We start from the raw sequence: 26611 nt of genomic DNA on the forward strand, positions 1-26611 counted from the left end.
TTCAGACCACTTCCCGCAGAGGGGTAATCAAAGGCATACCGACCAGGAACGTCTCATCGTCGTCACGCACCAGCACCGACGATTGGGCCAGTAACTGGTATTTCATGATGATGTTCTGCAAGCCAATCTGGTTTGACGGAACGGCCAGTTTCTTTTTTTGCAGATTATTCTCCACATACAGGTTGCCGTCGCGGGTATATAGCCGGATGAAGAGGGGCTGGGTAGTCGAAATAATGTTGTGTTTGATGGCATTTTCAAAAAGCACCTGTAGCGTCAGGGGTGGAATCAGATAGGTGAGGTACTGAGACTCTACATTAATCTCCAGAAAGATACCGTCGCCGTACCGCGTTTTGAGCAGGTGGAAATACGCTTTGATAAAGTTAATCTCGTCGGTGAGCGGGCACAGGTCCCGGTTGTTTTGCTGAAGCAGATAGCGGTATACCGATGACAGCTCGTCCAGAAACTCCTCTGCCTGCCGGGCGTCTGTTGTAATCAGCGACGACAGCGAGTTCAGGTTGTTGAACAGAAAATGCGGATTAATCTGCGTTTTCAGTGAATCAAGCTGGCTTTGCAGGTTTACTTTCTTCAACTCCTGAGCCTCAATGAACGATATCCGCCAGCGCCGGTACAGATATACGCCTTCGTAGAAAGCCGCTGCCATCGCCGTACCGGCCACCGACACCAGCGTGTTGAAAAAGTACGGTCTGAACTCAATGACATGTTCCGTGTGCCAGAGACCAAGCAGGTGGTACAGGTACGTTTGTGATATGCGGACCAGGCTGGAAAAGACGATAAACCAACCCAGTTGGAACAGGATTCGCGGCCGCGTCTGTGTCAGATCCGGAAAATGCCGGCGGGAAATGATTATGCCCCAGCGGTTGCATTCCCAGACCACCATGGTGCCCAGCATAAAAAACACCGGGATTTGCCAGTCGCTGGGGTACGGAACATTGGTGTAACCGTACATCACCCATTGCCCAAGAAGGGCCAGCACCGGCACCCCGATAATGCGCATCCATTTATCGTTCAGCCGCTCTATATTCTTGCTGACTAGGCTCACAGTAAATCAAGCAGCAGAGACTGCTTTGTCAGGTAAAACTAAAGATAATAAATCATTACTTCATTCCTTTAATCCACGCCCGTACCAGGTCAACGCCTTCTTTATAGGTGGTTTTGCGGCCAAGCTCAGGCATCATGATACCAGGGTCGGTGGAGACCATACGGAAGAGCAGGATGGAGGCATCGGGCTTGCCCGGTACAATATCGAAGTCGCGGCCGCCCGAGCCGCGTCCGGCGGCTACGGGGGCTTTCAGGATGCCCAGCGCCGTAGGGTTGGTTTCGTCGACGCTCAGGTTTAGGCCGGAGGTCATGGCGGGGCCTTTGGGGTTGTGGCAGTGGGCGCAGTTGATGTCGAGCCAGATGCGGGCGCGGGCTTCCAGCGAGCCGGTTTCGGGCTGGTTCCAGACGGGTGCTCTGGGGCAGTCGCTCAGGTCGGGCATCCCGGTAAGCAGGCCGGCTTTCTGCCAGTGGAGCAATTGGTTTTCAGGGGTGCCGGCGTAGGCCATGTCGCCGTTCAACTGCCGCGCCGACGGGCCAATGGGCATCATCTTCTCCTCGCGGTTATGGCAGCCTTTGCACTGGTTCAGGTTGGGAATGGTGTAGGCATGGCTGCGCTTTTTGCCGTCTTCAAACACGTAGCTTACCGTTTTTGTGTCGCCCGCCACTTCCAGAAATGCTTCCGTCTGCGCGTCGTTCCAGACGTAGTTCAGTGCCTTCCAGCCCAATGGTTCATGTACCAGCAGCCGGGTTTCCATCAGCCGGCGGCCTTTAGCTGGGTCGCGGAAATCGTTGGGGTAATAGAAGGTTTTAATGAGTGTGGTACCGACGGGGAACGCCAGCACTTCGGTAGCATTGTAAGGAACAGTTTCCCCCTGGGGCATAACCACAAACCGCAGTTTTTCGGCATAATCAGAGAACAAGGGCGTATTGAGCCGGTACGGTACTACGCCCGGTGCGGGTTGTTGCCCAGCTATCTCGCCGGCAAAAAAGCCATACTCCGACAGCTTCTCTTTCGGGGCCGTAGCCGGGCGGTAGCCGACGGAGAGGTAGGTGATTAAGGCAAGTAACAGGATACCAATAATCGTTCGCATGTCCTTACTTCTGCGTTACTACCTGCACCGGCTCCAGCCGGCAGTCGAAAGCCGACATATCGCGGGAAATGTTTTTGAAATCGTTTTCCGCGTCGATGTTGGCAACGCTCTGGTTTTTGTTGCTATGAATACAAATGCGTCTCTCGGTTCGAATATTGCCGGCGGCATCGCGGGTATTCGGGTCAATGATGCCGTCGTACAGGATGTGGGGCACGTCTTTGCCGAATTTAAGCTTAAACCGGAACAGCTTACCCATCCGGCCACTCATGGTCGGGCGGCCGCGTTTGCGTTCATATACGTTGTCGTGGATGTGGATAGCCGTCGGATAGGCGTAGTAGTCTTTGTCTTTAATGGGAATCTCGGTAACGTAGTAGCTGAAAATGCCCGTGCCCAGACTCTTGTTGCGGATGATCTGGTTGTTGAATAACTCGACCTGACTCGTTGCCAGAATCATCACACCGGTTCCTTCCGGTACTTTCGCCACGATGTTTCCCTTCGGCGCAAAGTTCGGGAAGTTATTGTTGTGAATACTATTGTTGTACACCCGTACCCGACCCCCGCGTTTCTGCACCAGGTCGGGCAGGTCAAACACCAGTATACCGCCCGTGTTGTCATAGGCTTCGTTGCCGAACACCTCCGCATCGGTCGAGTTCTCGATCTCGATACCCGCCACATTGTGGTAGGCCTTGCTATTTTTTACCACGATATTGCGCGACTGACCCACGTAAATCCCGGCATCCGACGCACCGATAGCTGTGCAATTATCAATCATTACCTTGTCGCACTGCACCGGATACAGGCCGTAGCTGCCGTTGTTCGGGCCGGGCTTACCGGTCCACTCCACAGTCACATTACGGAAGGTAATGCCCTTCACGTTCATGGTCTTGATGGCGTCGCCCTTGCTGTCCTGAACCGTCAGGTTTTCGATAATGATGTTCTCGGCGTTGGATACCCGCAGGCCTTCGGCCCCGTCGGTCTGCCCTTTAAAACTCAGAATGGTTTTGTCCGGTCCTTTGCCCCGGATAACGATGTTCTTTTTGTCTTCCAGCGAGAGGCTGCCGGTGAAGGTAAAGCGGCCTTCGTCCAGCTCGATGGTACTGCCGTCGTCGGCGGTGATGAGCCGGGTCTGGTAGCGTTTTTGTACGTCGGGCTGCGCCGACAGGGCTGTTCCTAACAGCAGGAGTGGTATAGTGAACAGGAAGGGTTTCATACGGATCAAGGCTTTAGGGCAGAACGCCTGCACAGAATTTGTGAGCCGTGCGGGAGCAATAGCCTTAGTAAAGATACAGAAGAATTGTCGGTTGTGCCTCACCGGCAGGAAAAGGGCTTAATCGACCACGTGGCCCACAAATTGAGCACCATTGTCGATAATAACCCCACCCCGTCGGTAGCCCAGTCCGCAGGCTTCGCCGGCAAAGAAGACTCCCGCCTGGTAGCGGTTGCCCGCCGGGTCCTGTAGCATGTCCACGTATTCCTGGTAGATTTTGGGGTAATCGCCATAATCGCCGTCGGCGGCCTGTTTCACCCGGCCGTGTTCGTCCAGAATCCGGATGTTGGCCCCTTCCCGGCCAAATAAGACTTTCTCCACGCAGGGGCGGTCGGTGAGCGGCCGGGCATCGGTCTTAAGCAGCAGGGGGTGATAAGGGTAGAGATCCCACAGCACTTTCAGGATGTATTTCGACTGAAACAGCAGCGTATATGCCGGATTCAGCACCATCACCTGCCGGGCGCGGGTGGCTTCGGTCAGGATTCGTGCCAGGTCGGGTTCTTCCTCGCCGATATACTCCCACGGCACCAGTTTGAACCAGTAGCTGAACTTCTCAAACTGCCCATTCTCCGGATTCTGCCGGAATACGCCTTCTCCTGCCGAAAACTCGACATTATCGACGTAGTCGTAATCCACATCGAAACCGGCTTCGCGGGCGGCTTCGCCCAGTACGGCTACATTGGCATCATCTTCGGCAACGCCCCGCATGGCCGACAGCAGCAGGGTAGGCGGCAGATCGGGGTTTTGCCGCTCCAGTTCGCGGAACTGTTCCACCAGCGTTTCGTAGAGGCTGTTAAACTGCTGCTGCTCATCCAGTCCGTTGGCTTTCAGGTGAGCAAACTGAACCACGGCGGTTTCGGGGATGCAGGTAGCCGTGTCGGCATTGAATTCCAGTAGCTTGATGGGTTCATCATCGAGCCCTCCGGCAAAATCGAAGCGGCCGTAGAGGTGAATATGCCGTTCGTCATTCCAGGAAAGCTTGATCAGGTCGATAAGCGTTGCCGGGATACCCAATTCGGCAAACAGGTGGTTATCGATTACGTGCTGACCGGCTTCCACCAGCATATCGAACAACTGGTTGGCGGCTTTGTAATACGCTTCGGCCTCGGCAGTTCGGACCACCACGGCTTCGTTGGTCAGGTAAGGCAGGGTATCGCTGCCCAGCATCCAGTCCCAGCCGATATTGCGGAGCTGCTGGGCGGGCGTCACAGAAAGTTGACGGAGTTGGATCATAAACAAAAAAGGCAGCCGGTGGTCTGGCGCGGCCGCTAAAGTAAGCAGCTTATCAGGAAAACATACTGAATAATGAGGGTTTGGTCAGCATAAAATAGATGGTCATACCCGCCATCAGCGCCGACAGGCCTTCTTTGACCGGCCACTCCGGCGAGAAAAAAATTTGGTTGCGCTTTACCAGCGCCCTCGGCTCGCCTTCGGCATTGCTCCAGAGCCAGCGGCTGCGGACCATATTGGAGGCCGAAAAATGAAACTCCCGGCCGTCGGAAAACGTCATCCGGCGTTTGCCCCACCAACTGGTCCGTACCTCGGCCACCAGGGCTCCCGTTACGTCTGTGACGAACAGATTGGTGAACAGCGACTGCCGCTGAATGGTATAAGTCCCGAACCGGGTTTCCAGAGTGGCACTCAGCGGACCATTGATAGTCAGTACCCCACGCGGAAACGGTCCCAGTTCGGGGCTGAAGTATTGAAAGATTTCGTAGCGCTCGGCCACCGTGGGCCGAAACCATTCCAGTATATTCCGCTGAGGTACCGTTGGCAGCATACAGACAATCGGGACTAAGATGAATACCCCCGGCTGCCGCTTCGATTGCCGCCAAAGAAGCCGCTGCGTCCGCCGGCCGGACGACTGATCCGGGAGGAACGTACCCGCTCGCTCAGTTGCGTCGATTTGTTATATACATTCGGATTGGCATAGGCCCCCGACCGGAACTGCTGCTCGTAGCCGTACCGGGGTGTGGTGGATCGGCCCAGCATATAGCCCAGGCTTCCCCACAGCAATACATTGGCCAGACCGCTGCCGTGGTGCATCCCGTAGTTGTTCGGGTTATTGAAGTACTGACTGGTGGAGGGGTCGTTCTGCACCAGTCGTTTGGCCGCATCAACGCTCAGGGTATCGCGGTGACCGTCGTAATAGTTTACGATAGCGCCGGCGCGGCTGGGGTCGGCCTGCACTTCATCGGTAATCCGGAAATTGCCGGGAGCCGTTTCGGTAATGTAGGTCAGCACACCCTCCCGAAATGCCGTTTCGGTCTGTTCGGTTTGCTCGTTCCGGTTGTTGCCACAGCTCTGCAGCAGCACACTACCGTTGAGCAGGGCAATGCTGAGGGTGGTCCCGATGGTTATGTCTTTGACCCGCCGGAGAATCGTATGTTTTCGTAAAGGTGTCATAGCCTGTTTGCCTGATTACTAAGCTAAACTAACACGATAAGGGTACGGTTACAACATTTTAGGGACAAAGCGTCGTGGGATTCAACCGGCGGTTCAGGCAGCCCACAATTGTATGCGCTTATCACTTATTTTTGCCGGAACTGCTATGAATTTCGCTCCCGAAAACATCCTCCACCGTATCGCGCAGCTTCAGTCGAAGGGCGGCAGCCGGGGTGCCGAACGCTATTTTCCGTGGGGCCTGTTCCCCGCGTACCGCGTCAACCCGTTCTGGCTCTATCGCCGGCCCGATACCAACGTGTTCTTTACGGCTATAACGATTTTTACCCTCCGTCAATTGCGTAGCCGGGTATCAACTGATGCGCAACGGCTGATTGACGATATAGCCGCCCGTGGCGTATCTACCTATGAACTGTTTCGCAACAAGGATGGCCTGAAGACCTATAATTTTTACCAGACGCACCCGTCGCGCCATTTCCCCCACGGCCTGGTGATGCGCCACTTCGATCATTTCCGTATTCCGGACGATATTGACGATACGGCAATGGTTTACCTCACAAGTCCGCCCGCGCCGGAAGAACTGCTGTGGCTGAAAGCCAAGCTGACAGAACACGCCAACGGCTCCAAACTGACTATCAGGAATACGTTCCGGCAATACCGGTCACTGAGGGCGTACTCTACCTGGTTCGGCAAACATATGCCCATTGAGTTCGATGCCTGTGCGCTGAGCAATATGCTGTACTGCATTTACCACTACAATTTGCCCCTGAACCAGCACGATACCGACAGCCTCACCTTCCTGCGTTCCATTGTAGCCACCAACCGCTACCGCACACATCCGTTCCGCTGCGCCCACAACTACGCCCGTACCTCCCTGATTATCTATCACCTGAGCCGGCTCATTGCCGCCTTTGACCCACCGGCGCTACAACCCATCCGCGAAAAGCTCATACATGATGCTGAACTGGCGTTTCACAAAGTGAAAAACCGGCTGGACAAGATCCTGCTGGCCACCTCGCTGCTGCGGCTGGGCCGTCTCCCGCCCGAGGTGTCGCTGGAGAACCTTGAAAGAGACTTTGCCGGCTTTCATTTCTTTGTCGCTGGTATGCTGTCGGCCTATGAAAACCCGTTTGTGTATGTCTGGGCGGGCCTGCCCTTCTGGCACATCCGCTGGCGGTGCGAGGCTCACAACTGGGCGCTGGTGCTGGAGTATGTGGTGTTGACGGAGGAAAGGGATAAAGGAGTAGGGGAGAAACGGACCAATGGGCTTTAGCCTTGCTCGTCCCTCCGCTCGTCTCGCGTTATAAACGCAGATGAGCGGGTTAGTTTGTTTGCAAACAGACTCAAATTCTGAAAAGTATACGTCCGGACTCACTGTCGCTAATCTCAGAAATTTCATGTGTGAAGAAAAAGTCGATAGAAGCGTTGTTTACGCCCGGACTTATGTTAGTTGTGACATGAGCAAAGGCATCGCCAATATCATAGCCCCATGCAATGTTTCACACGTCACATGTCTTCCCGTTAATAAGTTTGACGATGGTTTTTTGTCCGTCTCGTTGCTGAAAAAGTTGAATAATGGGCTTGTCTTTAATGTACATGGTTGTTGCTTACCGGTTATACTCACTGAGCCAGTGAAACTGCTTCTTGGCTAACGGGAATTGGCGGTTGGTTCGTTTCAACAGCACGTGCAGGGAGTCGTTCTTTTGTTTTCCCCAGAGCTTGATGCTACTGCTGTCTACCAACTGATAACGCATGGATAGAATGACCCCTTTGAATGCAACACTGTCAGTTTGCCGCTTCCTGAAATCAATCATTTGTTTGGTCGAGTCTACTGAGAATGTAAAATAGCCCCGTTTATACCGTTGGGTAAACAGCGTATCTAACGTTTTGATGCTGCCGTTCCCATTTTTCTCGAAAATCACATCCTGCCACCGACGGTTATCGGAAGGCGACGGCTGAACGGGCGTATTGTTGATTGCGAACGAAGCAACCTCATAAACCCCGCTTCTAAATGGCTTCGTATCGGTCTGACTGGCAATGGCGCTGTATTGTTGCCAGGCCATATAAAATGGAACGATAACTGCCACCAGGACAAAAACTGTTTTTAAGACCACCCGGCCAATGCGCATCCATTTTGGCGAGTAATTATAGTGGTAAATGCTGCACGCATCAGCCGGTTTATTCCATACAAAAAAGCACATCAGGCGCTCGAATTCATTACTCAGTAAATACAGGCAGGCAACCACCATGTTGGTCGAAAACAGCTTTACCGGAATATCATAGCTAAGGTTGAGCATCATCACGTTCGCAAAAACAAAGGTGGCCAGCAACGCGCCCAGGGTGGCCGTTGGGCGGTAAAGCAGTAGGAGCCCGACTGCGGTTTCCATAACACCCGTAAACGCCTGATACGTGGTAGAATACCCCATGAACATCCAGCACAGGCGCATCGGCAGAAAATCGCCGAGAGGAGTCGCCATCTGGCTGAGACTTGGAAACGACATCTGTAGGGCGAATATTTTAATGATCCCATACGTAAAAGCGGTGAGAGCTACATAGTAGCGTACGAATAGACAGAGCCAGAAATTCAGGCGTTTATAGTGGCCGCGTTTCCAATCGGCTACAGTCCAGATTACGCAGCCGATCAAGGCAATGGATATAGTCAGCCACTGCCACGTCCAGTTCCATGATGTATCACCACTTCCCATAGGGTACACCAGCACCTCCCGAATATGAAAGAGGTTGGCGTTTGCCGTTTGTACGGCCCAGTCTGTCAACTGGTAATAATACTGGGTGAGATAGTTCGAGTACGGAATAAAAGAGAGCCAGGAGTCGGCCATCTGCACACTCAGGTAGATAAAAAAGAAGCGGAACAGGAGTGTCTGCCCGAAATGCCAATTTAATGTAGTAAGGGTTTGCTTAGGTTTTTCTACGGCGGTAATCATATACAGGTTATACAGTTTAGGAATGGGTTTTATCCGAATTTTTTAAGCTCATAGTGTAGCTCCTATCAGAGATTAAGGGCGTAATAATTGCCCTTGTTTGAAGCGAATCTTAACGTTCCGTATTTGTGTAAAGTCCTCCAGCGGATTGCTGGTTAGGGCGATAAAACTGGCTTCCTAGCCTTCATTCAGCGTACCTATTTTTCGTGTAGGGTAAATGGCTCTCGGTGTTGATTCAGTCCACAGTTTCAGCAGAGCCAGGTTGTCAAACGGACCTGATTTCCGGACAAAGAAAGCCTCCTGTTCGGAGGTGTCCATTGGGTTATCGCTGCCGATGGCTAAGATAACCCTTCAGCAGGAGTTTACAAAAAGGCTGTAGTGCGTTAGCCAACCTTCTGATTCCGAGTACAGTGGTAAGTTACTCCTATTTTACTTGAATCGCTGTAGTTTTGAGTGATCGGTAAAACGCACCTTTACACATACTAAAAACCGGTGCGGCATTAACCGACCGGTCCTTCGTTCGTCTGCGACTGTGTTGCGGACGAGCAGTAACTTGTACTGTGGATGGGCGGAAGTAGCGAACCTGAAAATATTTTGAAAAATACATCCACTATTGCTCACACCACACAATAAAAACGGTAAACCATCGTTTTTAAACTGTTACGTTGCTTCAGCCTGGGCGAAAACCGCTCGGGCTTCTTTTTTTGTGCCAAACGCTACCCGTTATTCGGCCGGGTTTTCCGGATAGGCTTCCCATACTTCCGGCGCTTTTCGGCTTCGTAGTCCCGGCGGACATTCACCTTCTTGTTCTTGTCAATCTTGTCGTGGTATGCCCCACCGCCCTCTTCGGGTCGGGTTGGTTTTACCCCGACGTTTTTCATGACTACCTTCGGCTGTTCGTGTTCCGTTAGTTCATCGGAGATGATGAGGCCTTTGGGCAGTGGCAGCAGCGGAATGGCGTAGTTCATCAGCGATTCGATGGCGGCCTGGTAGTCCTGGTCGCCATCGGTAATAAACGAAATGGCCGTGCCCCGTTTGTCGGCGCGGCCCGTCCGGCCGATGCGATGAATGTAGGTTTCGGGCTCCTCGGGCAAATCGAAGTTGATGACGTGCGATACGTCGGCAATATCCAGTCCCCGCGCAATAATGTCGGTGGCAATCAGCACCCGGCAATGCCCCGTCTGAAACTGTTGCACGCTCTCGAAGCGGTGATTTTGCGATTTGTTGGAGTGAATAACCGTAATCGTGTCTTCGTCTTTAAGCCGGGGTTGCAGTACCTCAAACAGGTCATCGGCCAGTTGCTTGGTGGCAGTAAAGACCAGCACCCGGCTCAGGTCGGTATTGCGGTACAGCAGGGCTTCAAGCAGGTTTACTTTGGAGTGGAAGTTCGGTACGGCATAGGCCGTCTGGTCGATGTTCTGGAGCGGGGTGCCCACCGGAGCGGCTTCTACCCGGACGGGATTTACGAAATAACTGTCCAGCAGTCCCTCCACCTCCTCAGACAGCGTAGCCGAGAACAACAGGTTCTGCCGTTTGGGCGGCAAGACATCCAGAATGCGCGTAAGCTGCGGCCGGAAACCCAGGTTGAGCATCTCGTCTACTTCGTCGATAACAATCCGTTTGACATTCTTTAGCTTAAGCACCCCAACGCTGGTCAGGTCGATCAGGCGGCCGGGCGTGGCCACGAGTACGTCGACACCGGCCTGCACCTCGGCAATCTGGGTTTTGGTATTTACCCCGCCATATATACCAACTACAGTCAGGTTGAGATAAGTGCTGAGTTGCTTAATGGTGTCGACCACCTGCACCACCAGTTCGCGGGTGGGCACCAGAATGAGCAGTTGCGGCAGCTTTTCTTTTGAGAACTGGTAGTGCCGCAGGCAGGGCAGCAGGTAGGCCAGCGTTTTGCCGGTTCCGGTCTGCGCAATGCCGCACACGTCGCGGCCCGACATCACCACCGAAAAGACTTTCTCCTGAATGGTCGTCGGCGTAGTTAAGCCCAGATCGTCGAGGGCATTGAGCAGCTGTTTATTGAGGTTTAAATCCTGAAAAGTCATAGTGAGGCCATAACAGTTTGCCGACCTAATTAATTCGAGCTTACTGCCTCACAATCCTCCGCACTAATTGCTCACCCGCGCCTTATACCTGAAATCCATTCTACCATAGGCCATGTACGTATTGGAAAACTCACTATACCAGGTCAATCCTCTGACAGCTATGGCAAAGGCAGGTCAAGTCATACCTAATCCGAAAAGTGGTGAAACGTTTCATTTCATTAAGACGGCCGCGGATACTGGTGGAGAGTACCTCCAGTTTACTCTCACCTAAAGCTCATTGGGAAATATTATTCTGGGGCTAAGTTACCAGATTGGTACGTTCTAATCTGCGATAGCGAACCAAACGTTGCAACCTAACTGTGCGGCCGACCTGGACCAACTGTATTGGCTGGTTAATGCTCATGAATGCTCAGGGCAGACTGGTTTTTAGAACGTATAGCGGATAACCTTCAGACAGTTCTTTGGATAGATTGACAGAGTCCTTATAAATGAGGAATTTTCAACGTCTAACGCTAAACCTGTAACCGTTATGAACTCCGGATTGCTGCTCTCGCCCTGGCGACCTCTTTGGAGTTGTCAGAGTCAGATCGTCCACAACCAAGCCCAGCGCTGTCTGCAACCAAATTGCCTGGGTTGGCCACTCAGAGCGAACCCTATAAAGCGACTTTTTGGGTACCCGCTCACACGCGAATAGAAGGCGATTTGGAGCTTGCTATCACGAACAACTTTAAATCAGACTCCTCTATGGTACCAGCTGAAATCCAGGTATATAACACCTATACGAAGCATACCATGACAGTGTCTATGTGCTTACCGCATAAGACAATTAGCCGAAAAAATACGTTTGAGATCGGCGAAAGTCCACAGCCCAAGCAGGTAATCGTTACGTTTACTAAGTTGCCTGGCCAATCTGATTGTGTACCATTTGGCCTGCCTGATTCGCTGTTAGTGGGTCTGCCAGATTCACTACGGGTAAAGATGTTACGGAGACCAATTAAGGGAGTGACTGAGTGTAGCATTGTGGGAGCACCTGAGAATAGACTATTAAGAATTTCAACAAATTATAAATATGCAGAAACCAGTGTGAAGACCCAATGTCGAGCAGACTCCGGCAAAGTACCCAATAATTCACCTGTATATTCCTCTATTGCGGTAATAGTCAGATTCAGAAAGCATCCCATGGACTAAGTAATGCTTCGCCTTAACCAGTTCAGGGACATCGGTGTGTCCTGGCCGCTGTATAACTTGCCGGAACGTGAGGTAGTATTTTGGTGCTCAGGGTCGCATCGGCCTTGTAACTTCCATTAAACCTATTCAGGTATAGCACAGAACTTCTGTCTAACGTGAATTCGGGATTAGATCACTACTTAAAAATGAGCAATAGAGATTGTAGAGGAGGGCTGGGGACTACATGCCGGCAAATCATACCAACGGATATTCTGGGAGGCTGGCCTGCCTTGTGGTAATTACCTGAAGCGATTAGTAGCAGGGTGCCGCTTCAGAAAATCAAGAACCGCTTCGTTGAATGCGGGTGGGTTCTGACGGGGTGAGCCATGGCCTGCCTGCGGAATGACTGCTTTCTCTGCGTTGGGGATGGTGCGGCCAAGTTCCTCGCTGACCAGAATGTCCAACTCCTTTGTATTAGCGCCACGTATAATCAGAACAGGTATTGAGAGCCGTCTCACTTTGTCTTTGGACAAGTTGGGGAACGGGTCCGATGAAGCGGTTACTGCTTTGAAGAATCGGGCATTTTGCATTAGAGGCCTGCGTCGCTCCGGCGGCAGGGAGTCAAACGCTCCCGGTCCATCAAACCTGTTTATAAAGATACGCATGGCTCCTTCATCGTCTCCGGCTGCAAATGCTTTACCGGCGGGCTCGTGAACGGTTGTCATAAACTCACGATATAGGTCAGCGCCACGAGCGGTACTTTTGGCCCATTGGAGTACCGGCGGTTCGGCCAGCACCATCGTTCGAACCAGCTCAGGATGATCAATAGCAAAGGCTAACGCGGTGAAGGCACCATAAGACGTTCCGACTAAATGCACCGGGCCAATCTTAAGCGCCGAGATGAAACCGGCCAGATCTCCGGCATCAATAAGGGCGGAATGACTAGTGGATGTAAGTGAGTTTTCGTTTGGGTAGTGGTAGCGACGGCTGTAGGAAATAACTCGATAGGTTGGAGCCAATGCTTCTATTTGTCGCGGCCATGAACGAAAATCTCCCTGCCCGCCGTGGAGAAGAATCAATGGCTCACCCTGTCCCTGCTCGATGTAATGGAGTTCAGTAGCACCTACGAGAATTTTTATGGGCTGCTTTATTGGGTCTTCCGCCTTTTTGGTTTGTCCGAAAGACGATAGCGTAGTGATAAGCAGCAGATAGATGAATAGAATATGTCGCATAGCTTCTGAGTATGATTGGATTGCGACGTTAATAATCTTAAACTTAGGATATTTATACGGATTATCTTACTTATTCTGCTAATAATGAATTAGTTCTGCGTATCCGTATCATATCGTAAAGGCGTCAGGATGTAGGGCTGGAGGGTTAACACCTGCTGATGCCGAAGTGCCGGGCCACCATCTTACATTTCACTTCCAGACCTGCCTATAATCCTCCGCAAACTGCCGGAACGCGATCGGTGCGCGATCCAGCAGCCGCTGAATCTCATCGGTCAGACCGGCGGCTCGCCCGGCTTTAGCCACCGAGTAGAGGGCCACCATAATCAGCACAAAACCCAGGGATACATTCTCCCGGATGCGCTTGCGCCAGACAAAACGGAAAATGGACGGGTCAGTGTAGGTGATTTTTCGGTCCAGTACGTCCGATAGTATATCTGCAATCTCGTAGTAGGAGAGGGCTTCGCTGCCTGTAAGCTCGTAGGCTTTGTTGATGTGCCCGGTACTTGTCAGGGTCAGGGCAGCTACGGCACCAATGTCGCGCACATCAATGAAGCTGGTTTTGCCCTTGCCGGCCGGCACGAAGATCTCGTTACGCTCCCGGATTTCCTTTCGGTGGGTGGTGCTGAGGTTCTGCATAAAAAAGCTCGGCCGCAGAAACGTATAGGGGAGGCCAGCTTCGGTAATCAGCGTTTCGATCTTGGCGTGCGGGGTAAGGGGATTGTTTTCTACCCCTTGCAGGGACAGAAAAACCACTTGTTTGGTGCCGGCTCGCTGCATGGCCGCTACAAAGGGCGCAAAGTATTTGGCTACGTCGGCAAGCTGGGGTGGCCGCACCAGCAATACCCGGTCAATGCCTTCCAGGGCGGTGTCGAACGTGCGGGGATTTGTGAAATCCAGCCGGACCAGATCAGTAACAGAGTCGGGCACACCGGCGCGGTCTTCTGCCGGATGGCGAACGCCGGCCAGTACTTCATAACCGCCGGTCTTGCGGGTGGTCAGGGCGTTAATAGTTTCGGTGCCGACGTTGCCGCTGGCACCGGTGATTAATATCCGTTCACTCATGACGGAAAGATAAATGGAAGTTGACAAATCTCCGCCGACAGTTAAAAAAACAGGCAGCCGGCATCTTTTCTGCCAACTGCCTGCTACCTGTGCTACTGAGCACTACCTGCCCCTTAGTGCTTCTTCTTCATCTCCTGCTTCCGCATTGGCATAGTGTCAATTAGCTGGAAGAGTGATTTTGGGTCGACGGGTTCGGTGAAGGTCTTTTTTATAGTACCATCTTTGCCGATCAGCCAGCCCATATAGTCTTCGGCCGGTACCAGTTTAAACTCGCTCTGCATCAGAAATTGGCGGTCGGGTTCCATCAGGGTAGAGGCTACCAGGGCAATGATTTCCATATCTCGCTCCCGGAATTCATCTTCCACCGCTCTAAAACTATCCTGTTGTTCGATCAGGTAATGCTGAGCATCGTCGCGGACGTACACTAGCACCACCCGCGTATTATCCTTTTTTTCGTCGAGAATCGCCTTGAGCGATTTTCGCTGATTTGCTACGCTTTCCATAACGAGAGTAGATCCAATAGTAAGTATCAACAGGATAATCAACCAACGGGAGCGCATAGTGTTTAAACGGTTTAGTCAAACAAATCCTCCGAACGTTCCAGCAGCAGGATAGATGCCTGCGGTACAATCACGTATTTCTCGCCTTCGTATTCCAGTTCAATGGCGTTGCGCTGCAGGTAAATGGCCAGGTCGCCTTCCTGTGCCTGCAACGGCATATATTTTACTTTTTCTTCGGTTTCTTTCCAGGGTTCGTCTTCCACGGCGGCCGGTATCGGGTAGCCCGGCCCCACTTTAATGATATAGCCCGATTGCACCTGCTCGCGTTCCTGCACGGTAGGGGGAAGATAAAGGCCACTTGATGTACGTTCGCTTGGCCCTTTGGGCTTAATCAATACCCGGTCACCCACAACCAGCAGGCGTTTCAGTCGGTTATCTGCCGTTATTTCCATCATACCAATAGTCGATAGTGGTTACTCAATAGTCTTTAGTAAAAAGAATTGTGTTACCCAATGGTTCAAAAATCAGGCAATTTCCAACACTCCGCCATTTTGTCAGCTTCGGATACTATCGACGACTTAACGTCAAACCTCAAACGTCAAACCTCAAGGTACCGGATCATACCCATGCCCTCCCCAGGGATGGCAGCGGCTAATGCGTTTCAGGCCCAGCCGGCCACCTTTTAGAACCCCGTACTTTTGCACCGCCTGAATCATATACTGCGAACAGGTAGGGGTGTAGCGGCACGCATTCGGGAAATAGGGCGAGATGGCGGCCTGATAAAATCGAACAAAACCAATCAGCACAAGCTTCATAGCCGGTTACCGGAAAACGTTTATATTTGTCGGCAAACGATTGAACCAACACCAATCGCTGCCAGATCTTCCTCGTTTAAACAAAAACGACTTCGAAAACAATCCGTTATGCTCCAATACATTATTTGGGATGTCGATCCCGAAATTTTTCACGTAGGTTCTTTCTCCGTCCGCTGGTATGGTCTTCTGTTTGCCTTGGGTTTTCTGATTGGTATGCAGATCATGGTGCGGATCTTTAAAACAGAAGGTAAACCGGTTGAAGATACCGACACCCTGTTGTTGTATATGGTAATCACCACCGTGCTGGGTGCCCGGATTGGGCACTTTCTGTTTTATGAACCTGAGTTTCTGCTTAAAAATCCCCTGCAGGTACTCTTGCCACCCTACAGTGGCCTGGCCAGTCACGGTGCCGGCATCGGTATCATCACAGGCTTGTGGATTTACTCCCGCCGGGCCACCAGCCGGAAGACCGGGCAAACCTTTTTGTGGGTACTCGACCGGATTGCCATTGTGGTTGCGCTGGCCGGTTCGTTTATCCGGTTCGGTAACCTGATGAACTCGGAAATTATCGGCAGACCTACCAACCTGCCGTGGGGTTTTGTGTTTGTCAGGGCCAGAGACGAGTTTCCGATTTTTACAGACTCGGCATTTAGCAGTACCCTCAAAGCGAACCCGGCCCGCTTTGAGGAGGTTATAACTTCTATAAAAAATGGAACCGTAAATCTTGATTATATGCTGGTGAGCCGCCACCCGGCGCAGTTATACGAATCTATTTCCAGCCTGATCCTGTTCCTGATTCTGCTGGGCCTCTGGAACCGGTATAAAGCCCGTACTCCCCGCGGTCTGCTGTTCGGGCTGTTTATGGTCTGGATTTTTACCTTGCGTTTCCTTTACGAATTCCTGAAAGAAAATCAGGAAGCATTCGAGAACACGATGGTCCTGAACATGGGGCAGATTCTGAGCATACCGGCTGTGCTGCTGGGGCTGTTTTTCCTGATCCGGAGCTTTCGGAGCCACCCGCAGGTAAACAGTTCCGTTCCTCAGGAGTAAGTAATTATTAGCATAGCGATGCCTTATTACGGGTTTTAGATGGATTGGTAAAGGAAGGTACGGTCAATTTTATTGGGTAGCGGTCCGTTGCGGGTGAGTTTCAGTTCGGCCAGCGCCACACCGGCAAAGGCGCATTGTTCCGGCGTTTTGCCATCGAGCCAGGCCGTCAGAAACCCCGCCCAGTAGGCATCGCCCGCACCGGTAGCATCTTTCACCTCAATGCGCCGGCCAGGTATCCGGACGCGCTGCCGCCCCTCGTCGTACGATACCAGACTCCCCTCGGCTCCCAGCGTCAGGCACACCAGACGGGCACCCATTTCGTGGAAATCGCCAATGATCCGGTCGGTCGACTGCGAGCTACCGTACAACCGGGCCGCATCATCTTCGCTGAGTTTGACAAACGCTTTAGCCGCGCAATAATTCTGAATAACCCGCCGGGCACCATCGCGGTCGGGCCAGATTTGGCCGGCATAATTAGCATCAATGGACACCTGAGCCCCGAAGCGGCACGCCCGGCCGGCTGCCTCTACAATGGCATCCTGTGCGGGTTGCCTGCTCAAAGCAAAGCAGGTAGTATGGAAAATAGCCGATTGGTGCAGCAAATCGTCCGGTAGATGCTCAGGCCGGATTTGGCAGTCGGCCTGGCGGTAGGCGATAAAGTCGGGCGTTCCCTTTGTGCGCGATACCACCACAATACTGGTTGGTACCGCTGCATTGTCGACAATGTAGCGGGTATCCACGCCCGCTTCGGCCACGCGCTGTTTCAGGTAAACGCCCAGATTATCCTGGCCAACGCCGGCTACCAGGGCGGTTCGGTTACCCAGTCGGGCCATATTGGCAGCCATATTGGCCGGGCTGCCGCCCTGGTAGCGGTGAAAATCACGGCTATCCAGCAGGCTGCCGGCCAGGTCGTGGCCGATCAGGTCCACCAGCAGTTCACCCACTGCCAGCAGTGCATAGGTGCGGTCGAGGGCGGGCGAGCCGGTTTGATTCGGTTGGTTCACAGAACGTAGTTCGGTCTAAACAGCCAAATAGAGTTAGTTACCACCTGGGCCGGTGGGGAAGGCGGCCTTCTCGCTGCGTACGGTTTCCTTCACGAAGAAACAGGCTCCGGCGGCCAGAAACAGGCAGATACCACATAGCACCAGCGCATTGCGCGGATCGCTGCCCAGTACACTATCATACAGGAACGGAATGGTAACCATATTGATGATCTGCGGCACCACAATAAATCCGTTGAAAATACCCATGTATACGCCCATGCGTTCTTTCGGTACCGAGGTCGACAGCATCACATAGGGCATCGACATAATAGAGCCCCAGGCTAGTCCAACCAGCGTCATACCGATCACAAAGATGCTTTTATCGTTTGACAGCAGCATCGACAGAAAGCCCAGTCCGCCGATGGACAGAAACAGGGCGTGCGTACCCCGACGGCTGATGACTTTGGCAATGGCCGGCAGAAAAAACGAAATACCGAAACAGCCTACATTAAACAGCGCAAAGCATAAACTGCCCCAGCGGGTACCTTCGGCAAAGCCGGCAGAATCGGCATCCGGCGCATTGTAGGCATGGCGGGCAATAGCCAGCGACAGGTACTGCCACATCAGGGGCAGGCCATACCAGGTAAAGAACTTCACCCACCACAGTTGCCGCATGGTGGGCGGCATTTCGCGCAGGGCGTGGGCTACTTCTGTAAACGCGCCCAGTACCCCACCGCCTTCTTTCTTCTGGCGCTCAAACTCCGCCATGTTTTCGGGCGGGTATTCATCCGTTGTGTACACGGTCCAGAGAACCGCCCCCAGCACGGCCACGGCTCCGATATAAAAAGAATACTTTACAAAATCCGGAATATTGTTGGTGCCGGCGGCCGCAATGGTGAGCCCAAAAACAGGCAGGATAAACGGCATCAGATTGGCCAGCGTCTGCCCGAAGCCAACAAAGAAGCTCTGCACGGCGAACCCCAGCGTCCGCTGCTGTACATTGAGCTTATCGCCGATAAACGCCCGGAAGGGTTCCATCGTTACGTTCAGACCAGCATCCAGCAGCCACATCAGGCTGGCCGCCATCCAGAGCGCCGATGAGTTTGGCATCAGAATGAGGGCCAGGCTGGTAATAAGTGCCCCAATCAGAAAATATGGTTTCCGGCGACCCCAGCGTGCCGACCAGGTGCGATCACTCATAGCACCAATAATGGGCTGGATTAGCAGACCCGTTACCGGCCCCGCCAGCCATAGTGCCGGAATGGCTGCTTCATCGGCGTCCAGGTAGCGGAAAATAGGACTCATATTGGCCTGCTGAAGCCCAAAGCCGTACTGAATGCCCAGAAAGCCAAAACTCATGTTCCAGATCTGCCAGAAACTCAGGGAAGGCTTATCGGTCGGTCTGTCGGTTACCGGCTTCTCAATTTTCTCATGTTGCATAGGTTTTCGAGATTTTCAGCGGTCAGTTTTGCCTGAAAAAAGGCAATGATACTAATTACTTTGGAGTATTTAAAGATAATATAGACTATCAAAGCCAGTGAGAACAGGAAAAAACGGTTCCCCTGAGACCGCACCTGCCGGGGCATCCACCGGTTCGGCAGGTGCGGTCAACAGTGATTGATGCACCGATGCGAACCTTTCTTCCTAATAATATGTATATTTGTTACAAATCAAGCGGTTTGCTGGCCAGGGAAGTAAGGTCAGCTTTCTTACAATTAGATCAACGCTGAACCTTGACATTTAACGAATTTAACCTCCACGACGACCTGCTGTCGGGCGTTGAGGCCATGAACTACAAGCAGGCTACCCCCATTCAGGAGCAGGCTATCCCTACAATTCTGGCCGGTAAAGACTTAATCGCCTGCGCCCAGACCGGTACCGGCAAAACGGCGGCTTATCTGATTCCATTGCTGGACCGGATCTCCCACGCTAATCACGACCATACCAGTACACTTATTCTGGTTCCGACCCGCGAGCTGGCTAAGCAGATCGACGATCAGGTCGAAGGCTTCGCTTATTTCGTGTCGGCAACCAGCATCGCTATTTACGGGGGTGGCAAAAGCGAGAACTGGGATCAGCAACGGCGGGCCCTCACTACCGGGGCCGACATTATTATTGCCACGCCCGGCCGGCTGATTGCCCATATGCAGATGGGCTACGTCAATTTCGACAAACTGGATTACCTGGTGCTGGACGAAGCCGATAAAATGCTCGACATGGGCTTTTCCGATGATATTCTGAATATTGTGCGGAAGTTACCCGTTAAACGGCAAACGCTGCTGTTCTCGGCGACTATGCCCAACAAAATCCGGGAGTTTGCCAAACGTATTCTTCAGGAACCGGAAGAAATCCGCCTGGCAGTGTCTAAACCCGCTGAGCGCGTCGACCAGCAGTTTTACCTGGCCTATGACCGGCAGAAACTCCCCTTGCTGGCGCACCTGATGAAGCAGACCGGTGGGGTGCAGAGCATGGTGCTGTTTACTTCCCGCAAATCGAACGTCAATGTCATTGTGCGGGATCTGGTCCGGCTGGGGTACGGTGCCCGCGGTATTTCTTCCGACAGCAGCCAGGATGAACGGGAGGTTGTGCTGCGGGATTTTAAAAACAAACAGTTCCCGATTCTGGTGGCAACCGATGTGTTGTCGCGCGGTATCGACATTGATAACCTGACGCATGTTGTCAACTTCGACATTCCCCGTGATGCCGAAGATTATATTCACCGCATCGGCCGCACCGCCCGTGCCGAAGCGACGGGTACGGCCATTACCTTTATCAGCGATCAGGATCAGGATCGTATTCTGCGCATTGAGCGGCTGCTGGAACATGAAGTGGAGAAGCGGGCCATCACCGAAGAACTGGGTCTGGGCGCAGCTCCTGCGTTTAACCCACGGTTATTTCGGGGGGCACGCGATAAACAACGAAACAAGAAAAGTCGCCGGACTTCCCAATCGGCATCACCAAAACAGGAAGCCACAGCGGTTAACGGAGAAGCCGCTGCTGGTGGCAATAAGCCGGCTCGTTCCAATAAACGGCGGAACAAGAACCGTCGGCCCCGCCCTGGTAACGACAACCCGGGGGCACCTGCTCCGGCCTTTGAGAATACTACCGGTCCGGCAAATACCCTGTAGTTTGTGACCAAACGGCTATATTTGTTGAAACAAACGGCCGGACTGGGTCGCCCCGAATGCTGCTGATTACCTTTTTCTGGTCTTGTCTGTACATGGTGCAGCCGGTAACCATACCGGCACCGGCCGATTCGCTGGTTGTGGTGCGCTCGGTTAATCTGCACGGCAATTACCGCACCCGGGATCGTATTATCCTGCGCGAAATGGCTGTTCACACCGGCGATACCCTAAGCCGTAGTGAACTGCCGGGCAAATTAGCCTGGGATCAGCGCAAAATTTCCAATACCAACCTGTTCATCACGGTTGATGTGGCAGCTACACCCGTGGGCGACAGTACCAGCCTGATTCGCCAGATCGACGTGGATGTCAACATGAAGGAGCGGTGGTACATTTTTGTGATACCCACCTTCGACCTGGCCGACCGAAACATCAACGAGTGGTGGTACGAACGGGGCCGGGACCTGCGACGAACCATCTACGGCGGGCGGGCGAGCTACCGGAATGTCACCGGCGTGGGCGACCGGCTGGCGTTGATTATGGAGTTTGGCTTCACCCGCCGGACCGTGCTGTCCTACGCCCGGCCTTATATCGATCGGGCGCAGCGCACCGGCCTCCGCATTGATTTCAGCTACGCCACCAACCGGGATGTGCCATATCGGACCGCAGCCGATAAGTGGCTGTATTTCCGGAGCAACGACCTGATGCGGGAACGAGCGTATGCGGCCGTTATCCTGACCCGCCGGAACGGTTTCTACCACTTTCACCAGTTCGACAGCCGGTTTTACCAAAATACCATTGCCGATACAGTAGCCCGGCTTAACCCCGATTATTTTCTCGATGGCCGCACGCGCCAGCGTTACCTCCAGCTTTCGTATGTGTATACGTACGACCGGCGCGATGCCGTGGCGTATCCGCTTCAGGGCACCTGGCTGCGACTTACGGCCACGCAGATAGGCGTGCTCCCCACCGATGACCTGCACCAGACCGAGCTATTGGGCGGTCTGACCCGCTTCTGGCCGCTGGGTGGTCATTTTTACGCCAACAGCGGATGGCGGGTTAAATACTCCTGGCCCGATCGGCAACCCTATTTCAATCTGCGGGGCCTGGGTACGCTCGATAATTTTGCGCGGGGGTATGAATTATACGTGGTAGACGGGCAGCGCTATTTTCTGTGGCGGAACAACCTGAAGTATCAGCTCTTCAACGTTCGCAAGCAACTGAAGTGGGTGCCGGTGCGCCAATTCAATACCCTGCCGCTGGCTGCGTACGTCAACGTTTTTGCCGACGCCGGTTATGTGGGCAGCACGGTGGCCCGGCAGTATGAGAGCCGGCTGGCCAATACCTGGCTGCTGGGTACCGGTGTCAGCCTGGATGTGGTAACGTTCTACAACCTGGTGGGGCGGTTCAGCTTCTCGCTAAACCGGCAGGGACAGACCGGCTTTTTTGTCAATATCCTGCAGGAGATCTAAACCGGACAGGCGGAGAAGGTGTCGGTAAAATACTGAAAAATGCGTAAATTTGAGCTTAAGTTCTGAGGAAAATACAAAATGAGCATACATCAGGAAATCGGCCGTCGCCGGACGTTCGCCATCATCAGTCACCCGGATGCCGGTAAAACTACGCTGACGGAAAAACTGCTGCTGTTTGGCGGAGCCATTCAAACCGCCGGGGCCGTAAAATCCAATAAAATAAAAAAGTCGGCAACCTCCGACTTCATGGAGATCGAAAAGCAGCGGGGTATTTCCGTTGCCACATCGGTGATGACCTTCCATTACAACGATCTCAAAATAAACATTCTGGATACCCCCGGTCACAAAGATTTTGCCGAGGATACCTACCGGACCCTGACGGCGGTAGATAGTGTGATTCTGGTGATCGACTGCGTAAAAGGGGTGGAGGAACAGACCGAGCGGCTCATGGAGGTTTGCCGGATGCGCGATACGCCCGTAATTATTTTCGTGAACAAACTCGACCGCGAAGGCAAGAATCCGTTCGACCTGCTCGATGAACTGGAGGAAAAACTGAACATACGGGTACGCCCGCTTACCTGGCCCGTCAATATGGGCAGCGACTTTAAAGGGGTATACAGCCTGTATGAAAAGAAGCTTTACTTCTTTAAAGTCAACAAAACCAAAGTGGAAGACGATGTGCTGCCGATTGACCTCGATGGTACACTGCTTGACGAAAAGCTGGGGGCCCGCGATGCCGCCCAACTCCGGGAAGATGTAGAACTGATTGAGGGCGTATATGATCCGTTTGATCCGGACACTTACCGGGCAGGCCAGCTGGCACCGGTGTTTTTTGGAAGTGCTGTCAATAACTTTGGCGTAAAAGAACTGCTCGATACGTTTTGCGAGATTTCGCCGGAGCCCATCAGCCGCCCAACAGACAAACGCGTGGTAAACCCGGATGAAAAGAATTTCAGCGGTTTTATCTTTAAAATTCACGCTAACCTGGACCCGCGCCACCGCGACCGCATTGCTTTTTTGCGCATTTGCTCCGGTAAGTTCGAACGGAATAAGTTCTACCACCATACGCGGCTCGATAAGGATGTGCGGTTTGCCAGCCCTTTTAGCTTCATGGCCGACAGTAAAAGCCTGGTAGAGGAAGGATTTCCGGGCGATGTAGTCGGCCTGTACGATACCGGTACCTTCAAAATTGGGGATACACTCACCGAAGGCGAGGAGCTTCAATTTCAGGGCATTCCCAGCTTCTCGCCCGAAATCTTTAAGGAACTCATCAATACCGACCCCATGAAGTCCAAGCAACTGGAGAAGGGTATTCAGCAATTGACCGACGAAGGCGTTGCGCAGTTGTTTACCCTATCGGTGGGTAACCGGAAAATTGTCGGAACTGTGGGAGACCTTCAGTTTGATGTGATTCAGTACCGGTTGGAGCACGAATACGGTGCCAAATGCCGGTGGGTGCCGATGAACATCAGCCGGGCCTGCTGGATTACCTCCGATGACAAGAAAAAGCTAAACGAATTTATCCGGCTAAAGGGCCTGCAGATCGCCTACGATAAAGACCAGAATCCGGTCTTCCTGGCCGACTCAGACTGGATGCTGCGCATGAACCGGGATAACAACCCTGATATAAAGTTTCATTTGACGTCGGAATTCAAGACCGCAGTTGAGTTTTAAATCGGCTTAATACGCCTTTGTTTCGGGAGAAAAACGCTTTTTTATTTTTTGCTTAAAAATGTTGAACAAACGTTAAACAAAACTGAAGGCAGCCGGGTTATAATAGTATATTTAAAACAATAGGGCTGAGTGCAAAAGTTGTTTGGTAAGAGGTTGAGTTGTACTCAGGTCGAGAGGAGTTAAGGCGTTGTAAAGTAATTGAGACTGAGGGAAAAATAAAGTCCGGCCACCTGGCTGGACTTTATTTTTCCCTCTGAAATAGAAACTAAACTTTCGCAGCTTGATCAGATAAACGTCCGGTGCGGAGTAACAGGGGAGTTTTCGTACTTACCGACAGTCTCCTGGAGTGCAAAGGTTACATAAATGGTGGTTCCTTTGCCTTTTTGGGAGTCTATCCAAATCTGTCCCTGATGAATAGCTATGATCCGGTGGGTTAAGGCCAGGCCAATACCATGCCCTTCAATGCCGATTGTTTCTTTAGCCCGGTAAAAAGGATTAAACACATGGGGAAGGTCCGCTTCCGGAATACCGAAGCCCCTGTCAATAAACATCAGTTGAATCTGACCAGTCTGAAAAGAGATCTGCACCAATACACTCTCATTAGAAGAATATTTGCAGCCATTCTCCATTAAATTCTGGAAAGCCGTCTGCAACAGCGACTCTTCAGCCATAATGGTAAGGTCTTCTTCCCGATCGGGCAGGTTCTGGAAATCAATCTGAACCTGATAGCTGGGTGATTTATGCAGCAGATTGCCCCTGGCCTGCCAGAGGAGCTCGTCGATCCGGACGGGTTTAAAGGGCAGGGTAGAGGTATCGGAATTTACCCTCGCCAGTTCGAGCAGGCCGCTAACCAGATTATTCATGCGCTTTACTTCGTCGAGTACCGCCAGTAACGTGGTTTCATATTCAGCTTTGGTTCGCGATTGCATAAGCGTTACTTCAATCTGCCCCATCATAACAGTAAGCGGGGTCCGGAGCTCGTGAGAAGCATGAGAAACAAAACTCTTTTGCGCAACAAAGGCCTCTTCAAGCCGACTAAGCATATTATTGAAAGTATAGGCTAGTTTTGACAATTCATCCCGCTGGGCACCGATCCGAAGCCGGTTATGAATACTGGTGGCTGATATAGCGTTAACCTGATCAATAATCAGTGAGACCGGCCGGATGGTATCGGTGGCAAATACCCAACCCGCAATCCCTACAATGACCAAACTACAGAGCCAGCCGAACAGCAGAATTTGCCGAAGTCGTTGTAATTTGGAAAATCCGAAGTGGTCGTAACCGGAAACAAAAACCAGCAGCGGTTTATCATTCTTATTCCGGAACCGAAGCCCCAGTAATTCCTGGCCATCTTCGCTGAATTTTGCCTGTCCCAGCGTTTGAACCTGCCGAATAAGGTCGCTGGTAATAACAGGTTTGGAAACGCCGTTACGAAAAATAAAACGGCCATTTAAATCAAAAACGGCTATTTGCTCCTCAAAGAGCGGTGGAGTACCGCCCAGCATGTTGGTTCTGGAGCTGGCTTCTCCCCGTAAGACAGCGGAGGCTTTATTCTCCAAACGTTGTTGAAATTCATCCTCTCTGAACTGATCAAACAGGTAATAAATAGAGACGGAGAAAAGCAGCATGATGGAGGCCACCAGCAGCAAAAACAACAGCGTTAAGCGTGTCCGAATAGTCATTCTTCTTTTAACATGTACCCCATCCCGATTACGGTATGAATAAGCCGGGCGGGAAAGTCTTTATCAACCTTCTTTCGAAGGAAATTGACGTAGACATCGATCACGTTGGTGCCTGTATCGAAATGAATATCCCAGACTTTTTCGGCAATATCGATCCGGGATACCACCCGGCCCCGATTTCGCATCAGGTATTCCAGTAACCCAAACTCTTTGGCGGTCAGTTCGATACGTTTGCCACCCCGGCGGGCTACTTTTTCGTTCAGATCCAGTTCCAGATCGGCTACTTTTAATACGTTTGCTTTGACTCCTGTGTCCTGGCCTCGTTTGTACAAGGCACGTAACCGTGCCATTAACTCCCGGAATTCAAACGGCTTAACCAGGTAATCATCAGCGCCGGACTCAAAACCTTCCAGTTTATCTTCAACCGATCCCAGGGCAGTCAGCATCAGAATAGGTGTTTTTATCTGATGCTTCCGCAGCGACTGGGCCAGGTCGAAGCCATTCATCTTCGGCAGGTTTACATCCAGCACGATTACGTCATAGTTGTTGCTCAGCGCCATGGCCTGGCCAATCTGGCCGTCGTAAGCAACATCTACTTCACAGGATTGTTCTTCAAGGCCTCTTTTCACAAATGAGGCTAATTTGGGTTCGTCTTCTACAACCAGAATTTTCATATCTGCAAACTACTTGGTAGTTGCAAATTATAAAAAAACTTTATGTCTATATTTATTTACTGCACAAGTATTCTGAATGCCCGGCAGACAGAAACGTCCGTAATGATCAGTTTTGCCGGATTATGCCCACCTTTCGGTATCCAAAATGCATCAGGTAAATATGGTAGTCACACGTTAAAACGAAGTGAAGCCCAGATTAAAAGCCAGTTAAAGCTGGTTGAAATCAGTGGTATAATGAACCATGAACAAAAAAGCCGACGGAGATTCTCCGACGGCTTTCCGCTTCTATCCACACCATTTCAAGATGTGTTGCCGTATGGCAACCAATCTTGATGTTCAACCTTCCCTTTGTAAAGGATCAT

At 52.1% G+C, this 26611-nt stretch carries 23 protein-coding genes; 5 read left to right on the top strand and 18 right to left on the bottom strand.

The features are described 5' to 3' along the window. Position 1: 1 nt before the first annotated feature. The 6 genes from ABD931_RS11225 to ABD931_RS11250 all read right to left on the bottom strand — a co-directional run bounded on the left by ABD931_RS11225 (position 2) and on the right by ABD931_RS11250 (position 5823). Positions 2 to 1060, bottom strand: a complete 1059-nt coding sequence (locus ABD931_RS11225) for a sensor histidine kinase (protein WP_345267013.1) — start codon at positions 1058 to 1060, stop codon at positions 2 to 4. 55 nt (positions 1061 to 1115) lie between these two features. Continuing rightward, positions 1116 to 2150 carry an SO2930 family diheme c-type cytochrome gene (locus ABD931_RS11230; RefSeq protein WP_345267015.1) on the bottom strand — a complete coding sequence of 345 codons (1035 nt, stop codon included), beginning with the start codon at positions 2148 to 2150 and terminating at the stop codon, positions 1116 to 1118. A 4-nt stretch (positions 2151 to 2154) separates the two neighbouring features. Further along, the gene (locus ABD931_RS11235) at positions 2155 to 3360 is read right to left on the bottom strand and encodes a parallel beta-helix domain-containing protein (RefSeq protein ID WP_345267018.1); all 1206 of its coding nucleotides are present in this window, start codon (positions 3358 to 3360) and stop codon (positions 2155 to 2157) included. A 117-nt stretch (positions 3361 to 3477) separates the two neighbouring features. Beyond that, the gene (locus ABD931_RS11240; protein ID WP_345267020.1) at positions 3478 to 4650 is read right to left on the bottom strand and encodes a glutathionylspermidine synthase family protein; all 1173 of its coding nucleotides are present in this window, start codon (positions 4648 to 4650) and stop codon (positions 3478 to 3480) included. A gap of 52 nt (positions 4651 to 4702) precedes the next feature. Further along, entirely contained in the window at positions 4703 to 5197 is a 495-nt protein-coding gene (locus ABD931_RS11245; protein WP_345267022.1) for a hypothetical protein, read from the bottom strand. A 14-nt stretch (positions 5198 to 5211) separates the two neighbouring features. Beyond that, a complete protein-coding gene (locus ABD931_RS11250) occupies positions 5212 to 5823 on the bottom strand; it encodes a Cj0371 family chemotaxis-regulating polar lipoprotein (protein ID WP_345267024.1) in 612 nt (203 codons plus the stop codon). Positions 5824 to 5935: 112 nt separating this feature from the next. On the opposite strand from ABD931_RS11250, the gene ABD931_RS11255 reads away from it, so the two are divergent. Further along, entirely contained in the window at positions 5936 to 7093 is a 1158-nt protein-coding gene (locus tag ABD931_RS11255) for a hypothetical protein (protein WP_345267026.1), read from the top strand. Positions 7094 to 7427: 334 nt separating this feature from the next. On the opposite strand, the gene ABD931_RS11260 is transcribed toward ABD931_RS11255, so the two are convergent. The 8 genes from ABD931_RS11260 to yidD form a co-directional block, all read right to left on the bottom strand. Further along, positions 7428 to 8762 (bottom strand): hypothetical protein, encoded by a 1335-nt coding sequence (locus ABD931_RS11260; protein WP_345267028.1) that lies wholly within the window; start codon positions 8760 to 8762, stop codon positions 7428 to 7430. A gap of 174 nt (positions 8763 to 8936) precedes the next feature. Further along, complete coding sequence (locus ABD931_RS11265) at positions 8937 to 9077, bottom strand: hypothetical protein (protein WP_345267030.1); 141 nt, start codon at positions 9075 to 9077, stop codon at positions 8937 to 8939. Positions 9078 to 9475: 398 nt separating this feature from the next. Beyond that, complete coding sequence (locus ABD931_RS11270; protein WP_345267032.1) at positions 9476 to 10816, bottom strand: DEAD/DEAH box helicase; 1341 nt, start codon at positions 10814 to 10816, stop codon at positions 9476 to 9478. Between the two features lie 1466 nt (positions 10817 to 12282). Beyond that, on the bottom strand, positions 12283 to 13215 hold the full coding sequence (locus ABD931_RS11275; protein ID WP_345267034.1) for an alpha/beta fold hydrolase: 933 nt from the start codon (positions 13213 to 13215) through the stop codon (positions 12283 to 12285). Between the two features lie 189 nt (positions 13216 to 13404). Then, on the bottom strand, positions 13405 to 14277 hold the full coding sequence (locus ABD931_RS11280) for an SDR family oxidoreductase (RefSeq protein ID WP_345267036.1): 873 nt from the start codon (positions 14275 to 14277) through the stop codon (positions 13405 to 13407). Positions 14278 to 14390: 113 nt separating this feature from the next. Next, a complete protein-coding gene (locus ABD931_RS11285; protein ID WP_345267038.1) occupies positions 14391 to 14780 on the bottom strand; it encodes a DUF4174 domain-containing protein in 390 nt (129 codons plus the stop codon). 71 nt (positions 14781 to 14851) lie between these two features. Beyond that, positions 14852 to 15232, bottom strand: coding sequence for a co-chaperone GroES (locus ABD931_RS11290; protein ID WP_345267040.1), 381 nt, complete (start codon positions 15230 to 15232; stop codon positions 14852 to 14854). Positions 15233 to 15382: 150 nt separating this feature from the next. Then, entirely contained in the window at positions 15383 to 15592 is a 210-nt protein-coding gene (gene yidD / locus ABD931_RS11295) for a membrane protein insertion efficiency factor YidD (protein WP_345267042.1), read from the bottom strand. A gap of 108 nt (positions 15593 to 15700) precedes the next feature. On the opposite strand from yidD, the gene lgt reads away from it, so the two are divergent. After that, a complete protein-coding gene (gene lgt / locus ABD931_RS11300; RefSeq protein ID WP_345267045.1) occupies positions 15701 to 16642 on the top strand; it encodes a prolipoprotein diacylglyceryl transferase in 942 nt (313 codons plus the stop codon). A gap of 35 nt (positions 16643 to 16677) precedes the next feature. Here lgt and ABD931_RS11305 read toward each other — a convergent pair whose 3' ends face one another. Continuing rightward, positions 16678 to 17646 carry a carbohydrate kinase family protein gene (locus tag ABD931_RS11305; protein ID WP_345267047.1) on the bottom strand — a complete coding sequence of 323 codons (969 nt, stop codon included), beginning with the start codon at positions 17644 to 17646 and terminating at the stop codon, positions 16678 to 16680. 33 nt (positions 17647 to 17679) lie between these two features. After that, the gene (locus ABD931_RS11310) at positions 17680 to 19065 is read right to left on the bottom strand and encodes an MFS transporter (protein WP_345267049.1); all 1386 of its coding nucleotides are present in this window, start codon (positions 19063 to 19065) and stop codon (positions 17680 to 17682) included. 347 nt (positions 19066 to 19412) lie between these two features. Between ABD931_RS11310 and ABD931_RS11315 the strand changes: the two genes are divergently transcribed. The 3 genes from ABD931_RS11315 to ABD931_RS11325 all read left to right on the top strand — a co-directional run bounded on the left by ABD931_RS11315 (position 19413) and on the right by ABD931_RS11325 (position 23893). Further along, positions 19413 to 20753, top strand: coding sequence for a DEAD/DEAH box helicase (locus tag ABD931_RS11315; RefSeq protein ID WP_345267241.1), 1341 nt, complete (start codon positions 19413 to 19415; stop codon positions 20751 to 20753). A gap of 56 nt (positions 20754 to 20809) precedes the next feature. Next, the gene (locus ABD931_RS11320) at positions 20810 to 22219 is read left to right on the top strand and encodes a BamA/TamA family outer membrane protein (RefSeq protein ID WP_345267051.1); all 1410 of its coding nucleotides are present in this window, start codon (positions 20810 to 20812) and stop codon (positions 22217 to 22219) included. Positions 22220 to 22297: 78 nt separating this feature from the next. Next, positions 22298 to 23893, top strand: coding sequence for a peptide chain release factor 3 (locus tag ABD931_RS11325; RefSeq protein WP_345267053.1), 1596 nt, complete (start codon positions 22298 to 22300; stop codon positions 23891 to 23893). 284 nt (positions 23894 to 24177) lie between these two features. Here ABD931_RS11325 and ABD931_RS11330 read toward each other — a convergent pair whose 3' ends face one another. Together ABD931_RS11330 and ABD931_RS11335 are read right to left on the bottom strand one after the other, a co-directional pair. Beyond that, entirely contained in the window at positions 24178 to 25575 is a 1398-nt protein-coding gene (locus tag ABD931_RS11330) for a sensor histidine kinase (RefSeq protein ID WP_345267055.1), read from the bottom strand. After that, positions 25572 to 26249 carry a response regulator gene (locus ABD931_RS11335; RefSeq protein ID WP_345267057.1) on the bottom strand — a complete coding sequence of 226 codons (678 nt, stop codon included), beginning with the start codon at positions 26247 to 26249 and terminating at the stop codon, positions 25572 to 25574. Before ABD931_RS11335 ends, ABD931_RS11330 begins: the two co-directional genes overlap by 4 nt. Positions 26250 to 26611: the final 362 nt, after the last annotated feature.

Origin of the sequence: Nibrella viscosa (assembly GCF_039541875.1) — a bacterium.
GTDB lineage: Bacteria > Bacteroidota > Bacteroidia > Cytophagales > Spirosomataceae > Nibrella > Nibrella viscosa.

Coding starts and splice junctions, on each gene's coding strand:
- ABD931_RS11235 (WP_345267018.1), bottom strand. CDS start 3,360: ATGAAACCCTTCCTGTTCACTATACCACTCCTGCTGTTAGGAACAGCC.
- ABD931_RS11290 (WP_345267040.1), bottom strand. CDS start 15,232: ATGATGGAAATAACGGCAGATAACCGACTGAAACGCCTGCTGGTTGTG.
- ABD931_RS11230 (WP_345267015.1), bottom strand. CDS start 2,150: ATGCGAACGATTATTGGTATCCTGTTACTTGCCTTAATCACCTACCTC.
- ABD931_RS11280 (WP_345267036.1), bottom strand. CDS start 14,277: ATGAGTGAACGGATATTAATCACCGGTGCCAGCGGCAACGTCGGCACC.
- ABD931_RS11320 (WP_345267051.1), top strand. CDS start 20,810: ATGCTGCTGATTACCTTTTTCTGGTCTTGTCTGTACATGGTGCAGCCG.
- ABD931_RS11265 (WP_345267030.1), bottom strand. CDS start 9,077: ATGGACACCTCCGAACAGGAGGCTTTCTTTGTCCGGAAATCAGGTCCG.
- ABD931_RS11310 (WP_345267049.1), bottom strand. CDS start 19,065: ATGCAACATGAGAAAATTGAGAAGCCGGTAACCGACAGACCGACCGAT.
- ABD931_RS11270 (WP_345267032.1), bottom strand. CDS start 10,816: ATGACTTTTCAGGATTTAAACCTCAATAAACAGCTGCTCAATGCCCTC.
- ABD931_RS11275 (WP_345267034.1), bottom strand. CDS start 13,215: ATGCGACATATTCTATTCATCTATCTGCTGCTTATCACTACGCTATCG.
- ABD931_RS11255 (WP_345267026.1), top strand. CDS start 5,936: ATGCGCTTATCACTTATTTTTGCCGGAACTGCTATGAATTTCGCTCCC.
- ABD931_RS11315 (WP_345267241.1), top strand. CDS start 19,413: ATGAACTACAAGCAGGCTACCCCCATTCAGGAGCAGGCTATCCCTACA.
- ABD931_RS11245 (WP_345267022.1), bottom strand. CDS start 5,197: ATGCTGCCAACGGTACCTCAGCGGAATATACTGGAATGGTTTCGGCCC.
- lgt (WP_345267045.1), top strand. CDS start 15,701: ATGCTCCAATACATTATTTGGGATGTCGATCCCGAAATTTTTCACGTA.
- ABD931_RS11285 (WP_345267038.1), bottom strand. CDS start 14,780: ATGGAAAGCGTAGCAAATCAGCGAAAATCGCTCAAGGCGATTCTCGAC.
- ABD931_RS11325 (WP_345267053.1), top strand. CDS start 22,298: ATGAGCATACATCAGGAAATCGGCCGTCGCCGGACGTTCGCCATCATC.
- ABD931_RS11250 (WP_345267024.1), bottom strand. CDS start 5,823: ATGACACCTTTACGAAAACATACGATTCTCCGGCGGGTCAAAGACATA.
- ABD931_RS11260 (WP_345267028.1), bottom strand. CDS start 8,762: ATGATTACCGCCGTAGAAAAACCTAAGCAAACCCTTACTACATTAAAT.
- ABD931_RS11335 (WP_345267057.1), bottom strand. CDS start 26,249: ATGAAAATTCTGGTTGTAGAAGACGAACCCAAATTAGCCTCATTTGTG.
- yidD (WP_345267042.1), bottom strand. CDS start 15,592: ATGAAGCTTGTGCTGATTGGTTTTGTTCGATTTTATCAGGCCGCCATC.
- ABD931_RS11330 (WP_345267055.1), bottom strand. CDS start 25,575: ATGACTATTCGGACACGCTTAACGCTGTTGTTTTTGCTGCTGGTGGCC.
- ABD931_RS11240 (WP_345267020.1), bottom strand. CDS start 4,650: ATGATCCAACTCCGTCAACTTTCTGTGACGCCCGCCCAGCAGCTCCGC.